16 protein-coding genes are annotated in these 17,769 nt (G+C 52.0%); all 16 read left to right on the top strand.

What is annotated here, in order from left to right:
• Nucleotides 1–3: 3 nt before the first annotated feature.
• A complete protein-coding gene (locus CRP01_RS01455; RefSeq protein WP_099148197.1) occupies nt 4–2,361 on the top strand; it encodes a GumC family protein in 2,358 nt (785 codons plus the stop codon).
• A gap of 7 nt (nt 2,362–2,368) precedes the next feature.
• Entirely contained in the window at nt 2,369–3,400 is a 1,032-nt protein-coding gene (locus CRP01_RS01450) for an N-acetylneuraminate synthase family protein (RefSeq protein ID WP_099148196.1), read from the top strand.
• A 115-nt stretch (nt 3,401–3,515) separates the two neighbouring features.
• Entirely contained in the window at nt 3,516–4,673 is a 1,158-nt protein-coding gene (gene neuC, locus CRP01_RS01445) for a UDP-N-acetylglucosamine 2-epimerase (protein WP_099148195.1), read from the top strand.
• Nucleotides 4,673–6,118 carry an MBOAT family O-acyltransferase gene (locus CRP01_RS01440; RefSeq protein ID WP_099148194.1) on the top strand — a complete coding sequence of 482 codons (1,446 nt, stop codon included), beginning with the start codon at nt 4,673–4,675 and terminating at the stop codon, nt 6,116–6,118. Before neuC ends, CRP01_RS01440 begins: the two co-directional genes overlap by 1 nt.
• 3 nt (nt 6,119–6,121) lie before the next feature.
• A complete protein-coding gene (locus tag CRP01_RS01435) occupies nt 6,122–7,102 on the top strand; it encodes a hypothetical protein (RefSeq protein WP_099148193.1) in 981 nt (326 codons plus the stop codon).
• Nucleotides 7,099–7,797: an acylneuraminate cytidylyltransferase family protein gene (locus tag CRP01_RS01430; protein WP_099148192.1), complete on the top strand. Its 699-nt coding sequence runs from the start codon at nt 7,099–7,101 to the stop codon at nt 7,795–7,797. The genes CRP01_RS01435 and CRP01_RS01430 overlap by 4 nt, the downstream gene beginning before the upstream one ends.
• Complete coding sequence (locus CRP01_RS01425) at nt 7,794–9,215, top strand: glycosyltransferase family protein (protein WP_099148191.1); 1,422 nt, start codon at nt 7,794–7,796, stop codon at nt 9,213–9,215. The genes CRP01_RS01430 and CRP01_RS01425 overlap by 4 nt, the downstream gene beginning before the upstream one ends.
• A gap of 3 nt (nt 9,216–9,218) precedes the next feature.
• A complete protein-coding gene (locus CRP01_RS01420; protein WP_170110172.1) occupies nt 9,219–10,130 on the top strand; it encodes a sulfotransferase in 912 nt (303 codons plus the stop codon).
• Between the two features lie 18 nt (nt 10,131–10,148).
• On the top strand, nt 10,149–11,414 hold the full coding sequence (locus tag CRP01_RS01415) for an O-antigen ligase family protein (protein WP_099148189.1): 1,266 nt from the start codon (nt 10,149–10,151) through the stop codon (nt 11,412–11,414).
• Nucleotides 11,395–12,342, top strand: a complete 948-nt coding sequence (locus CRP01_RS01410; RefSeq protein ID WP_099148188.1) for an FkbM family methyltransferase — start codon at nt 11,395–11,397, stop codon at nt 12,340–12,342. Before CRP01_RS01415 ends, CRP01_RS01410 begins: the two co-directional genes overlap by 20 nt.
• Nucleotides 12,339–13,070 (top strand): hypothetical protein, encoded by a 732-nt coding sequence (locus tag CRP01_RS01405; protein WP_099148187.1) that lies wholly within the window; start codon nt 12,339–12,341, stop codon nt 13,068–13,070. The genes CRP01_RS01410 and CRP01_RS01405 overlap by 4 nt, the downstream gene beginning before the upstream one ends.
• Nucleotides 13,067–13,825, top strand: coding sequence for an FkbM family methyltransferase (locus tag CRP01_RS01400; protein WP_099148186.1), 759 nt, complete (start codon nt 13,067–13,069; stop codon nt 13,823–13,825). Before CRP01_RS01405 ends, CRP01_RS01400 begins: the two co-directional genes overlap by 4 nt.
• A complete protein-coding gene (locus CRP01_RS01395; RefSeq protein ID WP_099148185.1) occupies nt 13,822–14,697 on the top strand; it encodes an alpha-1,2-fucosyltransferase in 876 nt (291 codons plus the stop codon). Before CRP01_RS01400 ends, CRP01_RS01395 begins: the two co-directional genes overlap by 4 nt.
• Before the next feature lie 305 nt (nt 14,698–15,002).
• Nucleotides 15,003–16,058 (top strand): NAD-dependent epimerase/dehydratase family protein, encoded by a 1,056-nt coding sequence (locus CRP01_RS01390; RefSeq protein ID WP_099148184.1) that lies wholly within the window; start codon nt 15,003–15,005, stop codon nt 16,056–16,058.
• The gene (locus CRP01_RS01385) at nt 16,055–17,221 is read left to right on the top strand and encodes a glycosyltransferase (RefSeq protein WP_099148183.1); all 1,167 of its coding nucleotides are present in this window, start codon (nt 16,055–16,057) and stop codon (nt 17,219–17,221) included. The genes CRP01_RS01390 and CRP01_RS01385 overlap by 4 nt, the downstream gene beginning before the upstream one ends.
• Entirely contained in the window at nt 17,218–17,766 is a 549-nt protein-coding gene (locus tag CRP01_RS01380; RefSeq protein ID WP_099148182.1) for an acyltransferase, read from the top strand. The genes CRP01_RS01385 and CRP01_RS01380 overlap by 4 nt, the downstream gene beginning before the upstream one ends.
• Nucleotides 17,767–17,769 lie beyond the last annotated feature (3 nt).

Here is a 17,769-nt window from a genome sequence, read left to right as displayed (position 1 = left end):
TTTTTGGCAGACCCGACTATAAAAAACAGATCCAGCTTTTCCGAGGATGTCATCCTGATCGACCTGCAGAAATGGTTGCGGAAGATTCTTTCCTACTGGTGGCTCTTTGTACTGTGCCTGGTGATCGCGATTGCCGCCGGTAAACTGTACCTGCGCTATACGACCAATAAATACGCCGCCCGGGCGATCCTGCTGATCAAGGACGCCGGACGGAGTGGTATCATGTCCGAACAGAGCATCCTTTTTGCGGATGACGCTTCTTCCATCGGTTCCAAAGCCATGGACAATGAGATCCAGATCCTCAAATCCCTCACCCTGATGGAGAAGGTGGTCGACCGGCTGGATATCGAAGTGAGTTATTTTCGGAAGGGCAATATAAAAGAGGCGGAACTGTACCTGAGTTCTCCTTTTCTGCTGGAGAGCTACCAATTGACGAAACCCATGGAATTCGGGTTTTCGTTCTTCATCGAACTGGATGGTTACGATAGTTTTACTCTGAAATTCAGCGAAGAGGCGGAGGAGGGCAAACGCCACGCTTTCGGGGTGCCTTTTGAGAACAAATACGGCAAATTCCTGATCCGCTATAACTCGGAGATCGCCATCATCCCGGGCGCTTACCGGATGCTCATCGCTCCGGTGGAATACACAGGCAAGGTCTACAGTTCCAAATTACAGGTACGGCGCATCGGTGATCAGTCTACCTCCAGTGTGCTGGAGTTGAGTATCCTCGACGAAGTACCCGAAAAGGGCCGGGATGTGCTGAATACGCTAATCGATGTCTACAACGAAGAAGAGATCAGGGATGAGAATAAAGTGCTGCGCAATACACTGAATTTCATTGATCGACGCGTCAGTAATCTGCTAACGGAACTGGATTCCATCGAAGGTGGGGTGCAGAATTTTAAAAGTGCCAACTCCATCATTACGGCGGATGCATCTTCCAGCCTGAGCTTTACCCTGGATGAGATCCGGGCTTCCCTGCGCGATCTTTCGGATTACGAGATCGAACGCGATATTCTCAATTCCCTGGAGCGCTTCCTGGAAAATGACAAAATGGCCTTCGACCTGATACCCGCCAACCTCATCGCCGAAAACCAGGTACTCAGTGGACTGGTCAATCAATACAACGATATGGTACTGCGCCGTACGGGCATGCTGGCTACGGCCAGTGAGATCAACCCGGCCCGGGTGGCGCTGGAAGAACAGATCTCCGACATCCGCGCGCTCATCATGGAAACGATCCGCAATCTGCAAAATGATCTGCAGATACCGATCAATAAACTGGAAAACAACATCCAGGACCTGCGCCAGCGGATGGGCAGCATTCCCGGTGTGGAAAAACGCTTGGTGGAAAAACTGCGCACCCAGACCATTAAGGAAAATCTCTTCTTGTATCTGCTGCAAAAAAGAGAAGAAACGGCGCTTTCCGAAGCCATTACCACTGCGAAGACCCGAACCATCGATCGGGCCCGCGCTTCCAAGGGGCCGGTTTATCCCCAGCGAAAACTGATCATGGTATCGAGTGTTTTCCTGGGATTACTGGTACCGCTGCTGTTCATTATCATCCGCAGTTTTTTTGAGGTCAAGGTAGATTCGGAAGAAACGATAAAGTCCCTGACTACCATTCCGATTCTCGGACGGGTGGCACAGCATAAGAGTAAGAACCCGATCGTGGTGGAACAGGGGAGCCGGACGGCGATCAACGAAATGTTCCGGCTCGTTCGGGCCAATCTCAACTTCGCCAATATGAACAAGGCGCAGCAGACCATCATGATCACCTCTTCTATCTCGGGTGAGGGAAAAACCTTTATGGCGCTTAATTTGGGGATCGCCATCGCGCTTTCCGGCCAGAAAGTACTCCTGATCGGAATGGATCTGCGTAAACCCAAACTGGGCAACGCACTGGGCGGGGCCGCCTCGGACCACGGATTGTCCAATTACCTGGTCGGTCAGAGTGAACTCGAAGAGATCATCCGGCCGTACGAAGGGGTAGATCATCTCCATTACATTTCCAGCGGAGTGATCCCTCCGAACCCGACGGAACTGCTGGTCTCCGCAAGAATGGAAACTCTTTTTTCCGAGCTTAAATCACAATTTGATTACATCCTGATCGATACGCCGCCGATCACGCTGGTTTCCGATGCCCTGTTGGTGCGTAAATTCGTTGATCGGACCCTGGTGATCGTGCGTCATAAACATACGCGGAAAACCATGCTGAAGAACCTGGATGAAATGTACCGGAATGAGGATCTGGAAAATGTAAACATCATCTTCAACGGGATCAAAGCGGGCGGTCGTTACGGCGCTCTGGAGAACTACCAGTACGGTTACGGTGAGGGCTATTACATCGATGATAAATAATCCGGCTATGGCGGCATCCGATACCAAACAGATATCCAAGACCTTCCTGATCGCAGAGATCGGACAGGCGCACGACGGCAGTCTGGGTATCCTGCATTCCTATATCGACGCACTGGCGGAGACCGGTATTGATGCCGTGAAGTTCCAGGTGCATATTGCCGCGGCGGAAAGCAGCGCCGAGGAACCTTTCCGGGTCAATTTTTCCTACGAAGACGCCACCCGTTTTGATTACTGGCAGCGGATGGGATTCAGCACGGAACAGTGGGCGGCCATTAAAGCGCACTGCGAAGCGGAGGGACTGGAATTCATGGCTTCTCCTTTTTCCCAGGCGGCCGTAGACCTGCTCGAAGAACTCGACGTTAAACGCTATAAGATCGGTTCCGGAGAAGTGAATAACTTTTTAATGCTGGAAAAGATCGCCCGGACGGGTAAGCCGATCATTCTCTCTTCCGGAATGAGTTCCTACGCAGAACTGGACCGAGCCGTCGAATTCGTTCGCGGTTTCGGGAACGACCTAACGCTTTTACAATGTACGACCGCCTATCCGACCCCGCCCGATCGGATCGGTCTGAACCTGATCCCGGAATTTAAACAGCGCTATCCGGATGTCCGCATTGGTTTATCCGAGCATACGGCGCGTATTACCACCGGGATTGCCGCCGTTGCGCTGGGGGCGGAAGTACTGGAATTCCATACCGTGTTTGACCGGCGAATGTTTGGCCCGGACGCCGCTTCTTCCCTCACTATTGATGAAATAAAGGCGCTGGTGGAAGGCGTGCGGTTTTTGGAAACCGCACTGGACCATCCGGTGGATAAAAGTGACAATAGCCGCTACACGGATCTCAAAAAGATCTTTGAAAAGACCCTGGCGGTCAATCGCGATCTTCCGACCGGGCACATTTTGCAATTCGAAGACCTGGAAGCAAAGAAACCGGCCGGTATGGGCGTTTCCGCTTCCGTTTTCCGTTCGGTGATCGGTCGCAGACTGAGCCGCCCGAAAGCAAAGTATGATTTCCTTACCGAAGCGGATCTGGACTGATAAAGGTCCTGCTGCCGGTCGCTTCCGGACCCTTATACCGAACTGCTCGTTTCCCGATATCTTCAGCGGAATTCCATTTGCGAGTTGATGTCTTTTAATCCCTAATCCAAAAAATATGCCCAAACGAAAAATATGCGTGGTTGTAACCGCACGTCCGAGTTACAGCCGGATGAAAACGGCCCTCCAGGCTATAAAAGAACATCCCGACCTGGAATTACAACTGGTGGTGGCCGCTTCGGCACTACTAAGCCGCTACGGGAATGCCTACCGTTTTATGGAAAGAGACGGCTTTACGATCGCGGCCCGGGTTTTCAACGTTTTGGAAGGGGAGAATCTGCTGGCCCAGGCGAAAACCACCGGCCTCGGCATTATTGAACTCACCAATGTATTCGAACACCTGCAACCCGATGCCGTCATCACCATCGCCGATCGCTTTGAAACGATCTCTACGGCAATCGCAGCGGCTTATATGAATATTCCTCTGGTACATATCCAGGGTGGAGAAGTGACGGGAAACATCGATGAAAAAGTCCGGCACGCCATCACCAAACTGGCGGACCTGCATCTGGTTGCTTCCCACAAGGCCCGGGAAAGGGTCATCAAAATGGGAGAAGATCCGGAGAAGGTTTTTCTTACCGGTTGTCCGTCTATCGACATTGCCCGGGAGATCCGGGAAGATGGGACTATGGACTTCGATCCCTACGAACGTTACGGTGGAGTGGGGGAGCAGCCCAATATTTCGGACGGCTACATTGTTGTCATGCAACATCCGGTAACCACGGAATATCGGGCCGCCAAGGAACAGGTCTCTAAAACCCTGCAGGCCGTTAACGAACTGCAGGTACCTACCTTTTGGTTCTGGCCGAACGTGGACGCGGGTGCGGACGGTACCTCCAATGCCATACGGGCCTTTCGGGAGCAGCATCAGCCCCGACACATTCACTTCTTTAAAAATATGGACCCGCTGGATTTCCTGAAGGTGCTCAAGAACGGCCGTTGCATTGTCGGCAACTCCAGTGTCGGGATCCGGGAATGTTCCTACCTGGGCATCCCGGCGGTCAATATCGGTACGCGTCAGAACGGCCGGGAACGGGGCCGCAATGTACTGGATACGGAATACAGCGTGGAGGCCATTAAAGAGGCCATTCAGCAACAGATCGATCACGGCCATTATACCCCCGATGATATTTACGGAGATGGACGGGCGGGATGTCGCATCGGTAATCTGTTGGCCGATGTACCGCTCAGTTTTCACAAAGTCCTACAGTATTAATGCTGTTTAACTCTATAGATTTTGCGCTCTTTCTGCCCCTGGTATTCGGGGGGTACTGGTTGTTGTCCAGCCGGTCGTTGTGGGTGCAGAATTTTTTCATTTTGCTGGTCAGCTACCTCTTTTACGGTTGGTGGGACTGGCGCTTTTTGTCCCTGATCGTGTTCAGCTCCCTGGTTGACTTTAGCATCGGTAAACGGATGGGACAAACCCGGGATCAGGCCGTGCGGAAAAGATGGCTGTACCTTTCACTGGCCATCAATCTGGGCCTACTGGGATTTTTCAAATATTACAACTTCTTTGTCGAAGAGTTCATCGGGGCCTTTCACCGCATCGGTGTCACTCTTGAACCCAATACTTTAAATATCATCCTGCCCGTCGGTATCAGTTTCTATACTTTTCAGACGCTAAGCTACACCATTGATGTCTACCGGGGCAAACTGGAGCCGACCCGCGACTGGCTGGCGTTTTTTGCTTATGTGAGTTTCTTTCCCCAACTCGTGGCCGGTCCCATTGAGCGGTCTACCCGCTTGTTGCCGCAGTTTCAGCAACAGCGGACGTTCAATTACGAACAGGCGCGGGATGGTATGCGGCAGATCCTGTGGGGACTGTTTAAGAAAATCGTGATCGCCGATTCCTGTGCGGTGGTCGTCAATGATATTTTTGCGAATTACGAAACGGCCGGGACCGGGACCCTGATTCTGGGGGCGGTGCTGTTTGCCTTTCAGATATACGGCGATTTTTCCGGCTATTCGGATATTGCTATTGGGACTGCCCGTTTGTTTGGTTTTGATCTGATGCGGAATTTTGCCTATCCCTATTTTTCCCGTAATGTCGCCGAATTCTGGCGGCGCTGGCATATTTCCCTATCCACCTGGTTTCGCGATTACGTGTATATCCCGCTCGGCGGCAGTCGGGTGGAAAGCCGGTGGATACTGATCCGCAATGTGTTCATTGTCTTTCTGGTCAGTGGTTTCTGGCACGGAGCCAACTGGACTTTTATTGTCTGGGGAGCGCTGCACGCCTGCTTTTTCCTGCCGCTTATACTGTTGAACAACAATCGCAGTTACCTGGATATCGTAGCCCGGGATCGCTTTTTACCAACTGCGGCGGACCTGGGGCGGATGTTATTCACCTTTGCTTTGGTCTGTATTGGCTGGGTTTTCTTCCGGGCGGAAAATTTACAGCACGCCCTGGACTACCTGGCCCAAATGGTAGAAAATCCGGAGCTGAACCTGGCCGTTTTACGTAAACATCTGATCCTGATTGCCGGAGTTGCCATCTTCATTGGTGTGGAGTGGTTGCAGCGTCGGCGCCGGCATGCTTTTGAGTTTTCGGAAAATCGGGTACCCGCCTGGGCCCGAGCCGGCATTTATCTCGTGACGGCACTGTGTATTCTATTGCTGGCTCCGCGGCAGGAAACCCCGTTCATCTATTTCCAATTTTAGATCTTGAAAAAATTCCTACTGAAAATATCCATCTATTCGGCGCTACTCATCGGGCTGAATCTATTGCTGGGCCGGTATTTGAAGACCTACGAGTCCGTTGATATGGCTGCCGGCAAGCAGTTCTATCCCAATTTGCGTTGGCAGGAATTTTATGCAGAAAGTGACCCAGTGGAAGTATTGATCCTGGGCTCTTCCCATGCGTACCGTTCCTACGAGCCTTACACCCTGGAGGCTGAGTTGGGTCGCACAGTTTTCAATATGGGCAGTTCGGCCCAGTCGCCCATCACCAGCTACTATCTGCTGCGGGAAGTGATGGATCGCCACCGGCCGGCGTTGGTGATCCTGGACCTTTACTTTATGGTCTTTACCAGTGACGAATTACTGAATAACGGACTGGCCAACTGGAGTTATATGGCGGAAGGCCCAGCTCGCAGTGCCTTTTTTCGCGAGGGTTTTTCGCGCCGCGATCAAGTAGCAGTCTCTCTCTTTCCCGCTTATGTGTACCGAAAATATGCAGAACCCAAACTGAAGAAATTGCTCGGCCGCTCCTATCTGCCACCGAAAAAAGGCGATTACAGCGGAAAAGGTTTTGTAGGATTCACCGATACCCTGGCTCTGAATATTCTGCAAAACTATAACCAGTTTGATCGCTTTACCACCGGAACCGCGGATTTCACATCGCGCTGTGAAGATTATCTGCAAAAGATCGTGATGCTTTGCCGCTCCGAAAATATACCCCTGGTCTTTTCTGTCGCTCCGATGCCGGAAATATCGGTGGAGAAGATCGGCAACTATCCGGAGCTATCCGATCATTTCCGGCAGATCGCGGCATCCCTGGAAGTGCCGTATTGGGATTACAACCGGCAAAGATTGACCGTGCTGCGGGATGGAGTACACTATTACGATGACGATCATATGAATCTCGCCGGCGCCCGCCTTTTTTCCAAAGCGGTCGCCCGGGATGTGAAAAACGAAATACAGTGAAAGTACTGGGATTGATACCTGCCCGGGGCGGCTCCAAAGGGATTCCCCGCAAAAACTTGAAGGCGTTGGCCGGTAAACCGCTCGTTTGCTACACAATCGAAGCCGCGCTGCAAAGTAGTTTGCTCGATACGGTGATCGTTTCTACCGAAGACGCGGAGATCGCTGCGGTCAGTCGTCGCACCGGCGCGGAAGTACCTTTTCTGCGTCCGGCTGAACTGGCTGCGGACAGTGCGCCGACAATCGATACCGTAGTACACGCCTTGCAATTTTACGAAAGCCGGGGAAAAACGTTTGATGCGATCTGTCTGCTGCAACCGACTACTCCGTTCCGGACGGCCGAAGATATTGATCTGGCGATCCGGCAATTTAAAGACCGCGAGGCGGATTGCCTGATCTCGGTCCGCCCGGTACCGCACCAATACAATCCCCACTGGATCTTTGAGCCGGAGGGCGACGGCTATCTCCGACTGGCGACCGGAGAGGAGCAGATCATTCCCCGCCGCCAGGAATTACCCCCGGCCTATTATCGGGACGGAGCGATTTATCTGACCCGCTGGGCCATTCTGCGGGACGAGCGGACGCTTTACGGAAAAAAGATCACCTACTGCGTATTGGAACAGTCGCCGGAGATCAATATCGATACGCCGGCCGACTGGGCTAATGCCGAACGACTAATCAATCAACGCATCGCATGAAAACCGATATTTGTTACGTCATTTCGCACGGCTTTGCGGCCAGAATGCTGCTGCAGACCGGTTTGATCCGGCAACTGGCCCAGGGCGGAAAACGCGTAGCCATCATCACTCCCGATCCGGAGGATGAAAACCTGGCCCTGTTTCGGGAAGCGGAAAATGTTGAGATCTACGGCAATGACGAAAAGATCGGACTCTGGGGGGATGACTATCTGTTCAAAAGGAAATATTTTCTGGAAGATATCCGAAAAAATCCGGCGCTGTGGGAGAAACACATCTACGAGATATTTTACAGTCCGTCCATCCATCCCTGGCGGCGGGTGCGGGCCTTTTACTACTACGCCATTCACAAACTTATCCCGTATTTCCCATCCATTCGCGAGCGCTTTATCCGCAACGAACATCGCTATCTGAAGTCGAGACGGACCTCCGAATTGCTGACCCGGATCGATCCCGAACTGGTAGTCGCTACCTACCCGGTGAATTTCCTGGAAGCGAAGATTCTCTACGCGGCCAGAGCGGCTGGTATTCGTACCCTATTGCATCTCCTGAGCTGGGACAATATCACCTCGAAAGGAAAATTCCCCATGATGGCCGATCACTACATCGCCTGGGGGAACATCATGCGGGATGAATTCCTGGAGCATTACGATATTCCTCCGGAGCGCATCCACATCTGCGGCGTGCCGCATTTTGATCAGCACGTTGCGGTGCGAGAACAACCGGATTACGACCATCTCCTGCGGGATCTGGGACTGGATCCCGGAAAACCATACCTGTTCTTTGCCATGAGCTCCCCGCGGTTTGCACCCCGGGAGATCGATATCATCGAAGGCTTAAGTGAAAGGATCGAAAAGGGTGCGTTTGGTGAGGAGCTGCAACTGATCGTACGGCCACACCCACAGAATGTGCAGGGTTTTATGGCTGATCCCACCTGGATCGGTCGGCTGCAGGCCCTGGCGAGTGATCGAATTGCGGTGGATTTCCCCCGGCTGAATAAAAGCCGGTTGCGGTGGAGCATGCAGCAACAGGATATGGACCGTTTATCCAATCTGCTGGCCGGTTGCCGGGTTTGCCTGAATTCGGGCTCCACGGTGTCCATCGATGCCCTGATGCTCAATAAGCCGGTGATCCTCACGTCATTTGATGCAGGGTTTCGGGTCAATTACTGGCGGTCCGCCCGCCGCCTGGTCGATTACACCCATCTGCGCAAGTTTGTCGCCCTGGGCGGCGCCCGGGTGGTACGTTCCACCGCCGAACTGGACGAAGCAATTACGGGCTACCTGCAAGATCCGGATCACGATCTGGCGATCCGGCGGCATGCACTGACCGAAGAGTGTTTTACGGACGACGGCCAGTCTACCCAGCGGGTCCTGCGCGTGGTCCGGGCCATTTTGAATAAAAACTACCAAACCGCTTAGATCTTGCCGGTTAAATACATCTATATCCTCTCCCAGCGCTACTCCGGTTCCACACTGCTCAGTTTTTTGCTGGCGACCCATCCGGAGATCTCTACCATCGGAGAGCGTCGTAAGTTTTTTGTGAAATCCATTCGACCGAAAGGGCAGACGGGACTACAATGTTCCTGCGGTGCGCTTTTTCAGGATTGCGTTTACTGGACTGCGGTCAGGGAGAAGGTGCTGGCCCGGATCGATGAGCGGGCACTGGGTGTCAACGAAACGGAATTTCAGCTGTACGGGAATAAATACCTGGAGAAGCTGGGGCAGGAGATCCTGCAGCGGGCCATTCTCGACGGATGGCCGTTGTCGGATCACCTTTTTGCCGGCAGGCGACGAAACTGGAACACTTTCAACCGCAGGCTGGTGGAGGTCATTCTGGAAATGGACAACAGCCGGATCTTTCTGGATTCCTCCAAAAGCATCGAGCAGGTACTATACCTGTCGCAGATCGACGATTTTGATCTGCATATCATCTGGCTGACGCGGGATCCGCGGGCACAGGTCGCCTCCTCACTGAAATACAATTCCTGGTCGGTAGAGGAAGCTACCCGGCGCTGGAAGCAACAAATGCAAAAGAATCAATTTGTCCTCGACCGCCTGGGGATTAAATACACCACGCTAACCTACGAAGCGCTCTGTCGGGACCCCAAGGGAGAGATTCGGCAACTGCTTAAATTTGTGGGTATGGACCCCGGCGGTTTTTCCCTGAATTTTCGGGATTACGAACAGCACATCATGGGCAATTACCGGATGCGGCTGGGGCAGGATACCCGGATCGTGGAACGGAAGGACTGGCTCGAACGATTACAACCCGGAGAGATCGCCAAAATTGAATCTATGACTTCGGACTACCGGGAATACTACACCACCGTCTGATCAATAGCGGAACAAGCCTTGCAGCTTAAAATAGACATCCACCAACTGCTTTTCGGCCTTTTTTGCCTCTACGGTTTTCTGCTGCCGTTTGAATACATCCTGGAATTCTGGCTGGGGATCGATACCATTCTCAAACCTTACCGGATCGTCAATTTATTCATCATTGGCGTGTTTATCGTAAAATTTTTCCGGCAGGGCATCGAGATCCGGGAAGACATCAAACGGGATGTTTTTCTGTACGCCATTTTTGCTTACGGACTGGTGCTCACTTTTTTCCGAATGATGACGGCACCTTTTGCGCTGGGGTACTTTCTCAACGATCTCTTTCAAAGCGGACTGTACCTGCTGGCCTTTTTCATCTTTAAGACCCTGGCCCTCGACGACCGGCAAATGATCCTCGTGTTCCGCAGTTTTGCCCTGGGGCTGGTGCTGAACTCGGCCTATATGTTCTACAATTTTGTGCTGGTGGGCCGGGGTACCCGTGATGCCGGATTTATGGACAATCCCAATTATGCCGCGCTGGGGCTCGTAGCGATCATGACCTTTTTTCTGTTGAAAATGGACCGGGCGAGGAGCTTGTTGAGACGATTGGGATACGGTGGATTGTTATTATTCCTGCTCTATGTGTTCATCATCACCGGCAGCCGCACCGGGCTGATCCTGCTGATCCTGGCCGTAGCGATCGCTTTCTTTTTTATTTCATTTCGGAATAAGGTCGGATTGATAGTGGCCGGCTCTGCACTGTTGGTGTTGCTCATACCCCGCAATAACGAGGCCCTTGATCTGGGCGGCCCGCTCGTGCTGGTCAACCGGGTGATGGAATCTTTTGATTCCGACGAAGAGGATGTGCGTTTCGTGATCTGGCGGGGTACCATTCGGGCCCTGGAAGAAACGGGATACGTCGGTATGGGGATCGGTCAGTACAAGGCCAATTTTTCCAGCTTCTTCAGTCAGGAATCCAATAAATTGATCCTGGAAGTGGTGAACCGCGGTTATCACCTTTCCACCCATAATGATTATCTGGCCATTCTGACGGAATACGGGATGCCCGGATTGTTCCTGTATTTGATCTTTCTATTCCAATCCGTCCGCAGCCGGGTGCAGGAATTATTCCGACCCTACGCTACGGAAACCGGCCATTTACTGAGGATATTCAGCTTCATTCTACTGGCCGTAATTATCCTGTTCGGCATGGCCGCTGAAAACTTTCAGAACCAGCTCTTCTGGTTCCTGTTGATGGTGGCCACCAAAACCAGTATACCCGATGTTCAAGCGGAAGATTAGAAAATTACTCAAAAAGAAGATCGTTCCCGCGCCCGTATTCAACTGGTATTTCCAGCGACGGGTGAACCAGCGCAAAGAAGCGCTGTCCGATCTTTTAGGCAATAGCCGGCCGCTGCTGGATCAGCTATCGGAAGAGCGCCAGCAGTACTGGCGGCCACGGATCGAGCTGGTGGTTGAATGCCCGGATAACGCAGACATTCCCCGGGTGCCGGAAGCCGGGAAAGTGATCGACGGGCAGCTGGTCATGCACAACGGACTGCGCATCGATCCGTTCAGTTATTACAGCTATCCCATGCTGGATATGCTGATGCAAAACCGGGGCGTGCACGAACCCCAGGAAGAAAAAGCCTTTCGGGCGGTGTTGGATTCCCTTCCCGCCGGCAAGCCGTATACCTTTCTGGAACTCGGGGCCTACTGGGCCTTTTATTCCATGTGGTTTTTACAGCAATTTCCCGAAGCACGCTGCATCATGGTCGAACCCGACCGCGAAAATCTGTATTTCGGGAAGGAGAATTTTCGGCTGAATGGCTTGCAGGGAGAGTTCCTTCACTACGGCATCGGCAAAGCGATCAACAGCGAAAATAACGTGACGACCGTAGATGAGATCTGCCGCCGGAAGAATATCGATTTTGTCGATATCCTGCACACGGATATTCAGGGCTACGAACTGGAGATGTTGCAGGGGGCCGAACAATTGCTAAAAGAGCAGCGGGTCGGGTTTGTATTCATTTCGACCCATTCCGCGGAGCTTCATGCAAATTGTAAGCAAATCCTAATTGAAAAGTATGGTTTTCAGCTAGTTGCTGATGTGGACCTGGAGGAATCCTTTAGCTGGGATGGTATCCTGGTGATGAAGGCGGCCCATTACAATGGTTTGGAACAGGTGGCAGTATCTAAAAGGAAAATGAACAAAAAATCTTCAGTTTGACGGCACTGCACGTACGCCTTGGCCGGATCAAGAAAGCGTTGCTGCTGGATTACTATCAGCTACTCGACAAGGTATTGGATACCGACAAACATATCCGGTACCGGCACCGGATGAACGGATTTGATAATCCCGATTACACCTTTGCCCGGGATCAGATCAGTTTTATTCATATTCCCAAAACGGGAGGGACTACCCTGGCCAATATGCTGGAAAAAGATCCGGGCGATACCTTTGTCAATCTGCATATCCACCGGCCGGTCTCCATGCACTGCCCGCCCGGAGCGTACCGCTACCTGACGATCATGCGGGAACCGGTTTCCCGGGTGTGGTCGCATTATCAGATGGTGCTGCGCGAATACCCCGGATTTCCCTATCAGAAATACGCCAATAGGGGACTGGAAACCTTTCTGAAAAAGAATTGGGCAGTGCGCAATCTGTATTGCCGGTATTTTTCGGGATCGATCGATCCCGAACCGGATGAGAGTACCTTAGCGATTGCCCGGAAAAATCTTGCGGATTTCACTTATGTCATTCCTTTTGAGGATTTCTCCAATAGTGTACAGCTCTTTTTGCGGGACCATCATATTCCCTACGAGGAGGTATTGCACGATCGAAAGTCTAAATACCCGGAGCCCAGCCCGGACGAAATGGAACTGATCGCCCGTTACAACCGGTTCGACCTGGCACTTTACGAAGCATGGCGGACTGAAAACAACTACCGAAAATGAAGCTAAGAAAGCTACTGGCACGGGCGAAGCGAAAGTTGTTGAAAAAGCCCTTTTTGAAAGACCAGAGTTTACCGCCGTACTGGATAGATCGACTGCTGGGAAAACAGGATGCCTGGCTGGTGCAGATCGGTTCGAACGACGGCAAGACGGGAGACCCATTCTATCCGCTTTTGGCCAAAAACCGGCAATGGCGGGCCCTGTTCGTCGAACCGATTCCTTTCTTTTTCAAAAAACTCCGGGAGAACTATCCGGATACCCAACGCTTTCGGTTTGAAAATGCCGCCGTTAATTCCGGAGAGAAATTACCCTTTTACTGGTTATCTCCCGAGGTGAATTCGGAATTCCCGGATCTGCCGTACTGGTACGAGCAACTCGGCTCGTTTGACCGGGAGCATATCGTTCGTCAGGTAAAACCGGAAGTAATTCCCTACATCGTTTCGGAAACTATCGAGGGGATCAGTCTGCCGGATCTGTTGGTGCGGCACGAGATTAAGGGGATCGACATCCTGCATATCGATGCCGAAGGTTACGATTGGCAGATCCTGTCTCAACTGGATCTTCAGCGTTTTCAACCTGCTTTTATTCTCTACGAATTTCATCATCTCAGTCCGGCAGACCAGGCCGCAGCGGCCGCTTTTTTGCAGGAAAAATACGCGCATTTTTACGTAGGTATCGATGCCTTTGCGGTGCACCGGGAACGGGGCCGGCCATTGCTTGCACAACTGTCAAAGCATTTTTCAAAATATACTAAATGATCATCATTCGCCTCAAGGGAGGTATGGGTAACCAGATGTTCCAGTATGCACTCGGCCGGAGTTTGTCGGCTCGCCTGGACTGTCCCCTGAAGCTGGACCTTTCGGCCCTGCTGGACCGGAGTAAAAAGGATTTTGTGCATCGGGATTACGATCTTCACATTTTCAATTCCCGGGAAGACTTTCTGGTGAGCCCGGCGATACTGCGCAAACTCTACCTGACCAGATCTTCGAAAGTCACCCGCTTTATGAAACGACAGGCTACCCGGGGGCGACGCCACTGGAAAGAACCTCACTTTCATCTGGTGCCGGAGATTTTATCCCAACCGACAACTGATACCGTGTACGAGGGCTGGTGGCAGAGCGCCCGCTATTTCTCCGAGATATCGGAACAGATCCGGGAGGAATTCAGCTTTCACAATGAATTACTCCCTGCGTCAGCGGCAGTGATGGATCGGATCCGGGCATCGAATTCCGTTTGTCTCAACGTCCGACGAACGGACTTTCTGAAAGTAGATACCCTCAATACCACGAATAAGGACTATTTCCTGCGCTCGGTGCGCTACATCAGCGAACGGGTAGAAAATCCCACCTTTTTCGTTTTCTCGGATGATATGGCCTGGTGCGAGCAGCATTTGCAATTGCCGCACGAAACGGTTTTTGTGCACCACGATCTGAAAGGGGAAAAATTCGGTAATTACCACCGGCTGATGCGGGCCTGTCGGCACTTTATCATTCCCAACAGTTCTTTCGCCTGGTGGGCCGTCTGGCTCAGCGATGCTCCGGACAAGATCGTGATCGCGCCCCGGAACTGGTTCAATGACCCGAGCATTGATACCACTGATCTGGTGCCGGAAAGTTGGGTGCGGTTGTAATACTGTTGATTAAAGATCGGTGCTTTCCGAATTAACGGAAACAGCTCCCGGGAAATCCAAATACCTCGCTGATCCAGTATGTAAATTAGAACATGTCATGTAGTGGGGGACATTCATAGTTTATAATCGAAAACCAGAAATGAATGAATTTTACCGCCAAGCCGCTAAGCTTTTTAGAGATTTTGCGGCCTTGGCGGTGAAAACAAGCATTCTTAATTTTCAATTTTCGGTATTACATAGCATCTCGAAAGGTTCGCATTAGATCCCGGAGCAGCCCGGGGCAAATAAATTACAAACCAGAAAAAATGACCAAACTTTTAGTGACCGGTTCTTCCGGATTGATCGGATCCGAAGTGGTCCGGTATTTTGACCGGATGGGCTGGCAGATCATCGGTGTGGATAACAATATGCGGGCCGATTTTTTTGGAGAAAAAGGAGATACCCGCTGGGTCCAGTACCAGTTGGGACAACAGTGTGATAATTTCCGGCACATCGAACTGGATATTCGCGATCGCAAGGCGGTTCTGGAATTGATGCAGACCATCCGTCCGGATTATATCTGTCATACCGCGGCTCAACCGAGCCATGATCTGGCCGCCAGTCGCCCGTTCGATGATTTTGACGTCAATGCGGTCGGCACCCTGAATATGCTGGAGGCTATCCGGCAATACTGTCCCGAGTCGCCGATGGTCCACATGAGTACCAATAAAGTTTACGGTGACGCCCCGAATCGGCTCCAGCTTAAAGAGACGGAAACCCGCTGGGATTTTGCCGATCCCGAATATTACGATGGTATCCGGGAGACTTTTTCTATTGACCAGTCCAAACATTCACTGTTCGGAGCGTCAAAAGTCGCCGCCGATGTGATGGTCCAGGAATACGGCCGGTATTTTGGTATGCCCACCTGTGCTTTGCGCGGGGGATGTCTCACCGGACCGAATCATTCCGGGGTGGAATTACACGGTTTCCTGAGTTATCTCATCAAGGTAAACCTGACCGAGCGGGAATACACCGTTTTTGGTTACCAGGGTAAGCAGGTACGCGATAACATCCATTCTTACGATGTGGCCCGTTTCATCCACGCATTCTTTCAGGATCCCCGCCGGGGAGAAGTTTATAATATCGGTGGTGGCCGGGCAAATTCCACATCTATTTTGGAAGCCTTTCAGCGCATCGAAGGCATTAGCGGGAAACCGATGCGTTATCGCTACGACGAAAAGAATCGCGAAGGGGATCACATCTGCTATATCTCCAACCTGAGTAAAATGAAGTCACACTATCCCGCCTGGGACATCACCAAAAGCCTGCAGGATGCTTTCGAAGAGATTGCGGAAAGCTGGTGCCAACGTCTGGAAGTATGAAAATACTGTTGGTGAGTTGGAGTATTCTGCCCCGCCCGGGAGGTTCCAGTATCATTGTAGAGAACCTGGCCCAAAATTTCCAACCGGAAGAATTGGTGGTGTTCGGAGGTAGAGGACTTTGGCAAAAACCTTTATCCAGGATCGCTGGAATGCCCAAATTCATTTATTTCTTTTCGGAATTCAATATTCTGGGCCGGGGCGATCGTTTTTTTGCCGGCCTGCGCAAGTGGCGGTTCCGCTCCCTGGTGGAAAAGATCAAATCCGTGATCCGGGAGGAGCGCATCGATCAGGTGATCGGCGTATTTCCCGATGCACTCTACTGTGAAGCCGCCGCCCGTGCGGCCCTCGAACTTGGCGTGCCGTTCAGCGCTTATTTTCACAATACCTATCTGGATAATGCCGCTATCCGGGATCCCCGGGCGGAGTCCATTCAAAACTTCATCTTCGAGCAGTCCCAACACATCTTTGTGATGAGTAAGGGCATGCAGGAGTTATTCCAAGATAATTACGGACTGACCAAGGTGTCCCCTCTGGTACATACGCACCAGCAATTACCCGAGCAAGAACCGGAAATAGCAACATTTCCCCCGGATAAGGAGCACTTCCGTCTGGTGGCGATCGGAAATTTTAACGAATCCAACATAGAGGCCACGGTACGATTGGCCCGGGCGATCAGCCAGGATACCCGCTTTAGTCTGGACCTGTATACGCATGTGCCGGCTCTGCTTTTAAGGCAGCGGGGCTTACATCCCGACTGGTACAACCACCGGGGATTTATTGCGCCGGGATCAGTGCACGGCGCCCTGCAGGATTACGATATTTGCGTGCTGACCCACGGCTTTACCGGTGGCTACGGCGAGACCGAGTACCGCACCATTTTTCCCACCCGGACGATCCCGCTGCTCTTGTCTGGGAAACCCATTTTGGCCCACTCGCCACCGGGTTCTTTCCTGAATGATTTCATCCGGGAAAACCAATGCGCCGAACTGGTAGATCAGCCGGAGGCAGAGGCGATCATCAGAGGACTGGAAAAGATCATAAACGACCCGGATCATCGTAGTCAACTAGTGCGGGCAGCCTCGCAAACGGCCGTTCAGTTTTACGGTCCGGAGGTGGTGAAAAAACTAAAAAATACCCTACAGGAAAAAGTCAGACCGGTATGAGGCTATGGTACAAAAGCCGGTGGTATAAAATTCGGTCAGTCATTCGGTACTGGATCGTAAAAGGTTTTTACTTTCGCAAGTTCCACGGTCCGCTGCTGTCGATGATCGGCCGGCGGTGTGGCGTCCACATTTTCTCCGGAGGAAATATCCACTGCAACGGGCGGATCATGCTGGATGATGACGTGATGCTGTACGCCCGGGGGGAACTGACCATCGGTTCGCAATTTTTCATCAATCGCTATTCCCGCATCGTTGCTCACGAAAAGATTGAGATCGGTCAGGAAGTGACCATCGGTCAGGGCGTGACGATTCTGGATCACGACCACCGTTACGAAATGGTAGCCGGCAATCTGAAAATGGATGGATACACAACCGCCCCGGTCAGGATCGGCAACCGCATCTGGATCGGGGATAAATGCACCATTTTGAAGGGCGTCACCATCGGTGATAATGTAGTCATCGGTGCCCATACCCTGGTCAACCGGGAAGTCCCGTCCGGCGTAGTGATCGGAGGCGTTCCTTTCAAGATCCTCAAAAGGTTGTAATCG

Origin of the sequence: Flavilitoribacter nigricans DSM 23189 = NBRC 102662, assembly GCF_002646595.1 — a bacterium.
In the GTDB taxonomy this organism is placed as follows: Bacteria; Bacteroidota; Bacteroidia; order Chitinophagales; family Saprospiraceae; genus Flavilitoribacter; species Flavilitoribacter nigricans.
Note: the sequence above shows the minus strand (reverse complement) of the source record. Positions and strands in the feature narration are given on the sequence as shown.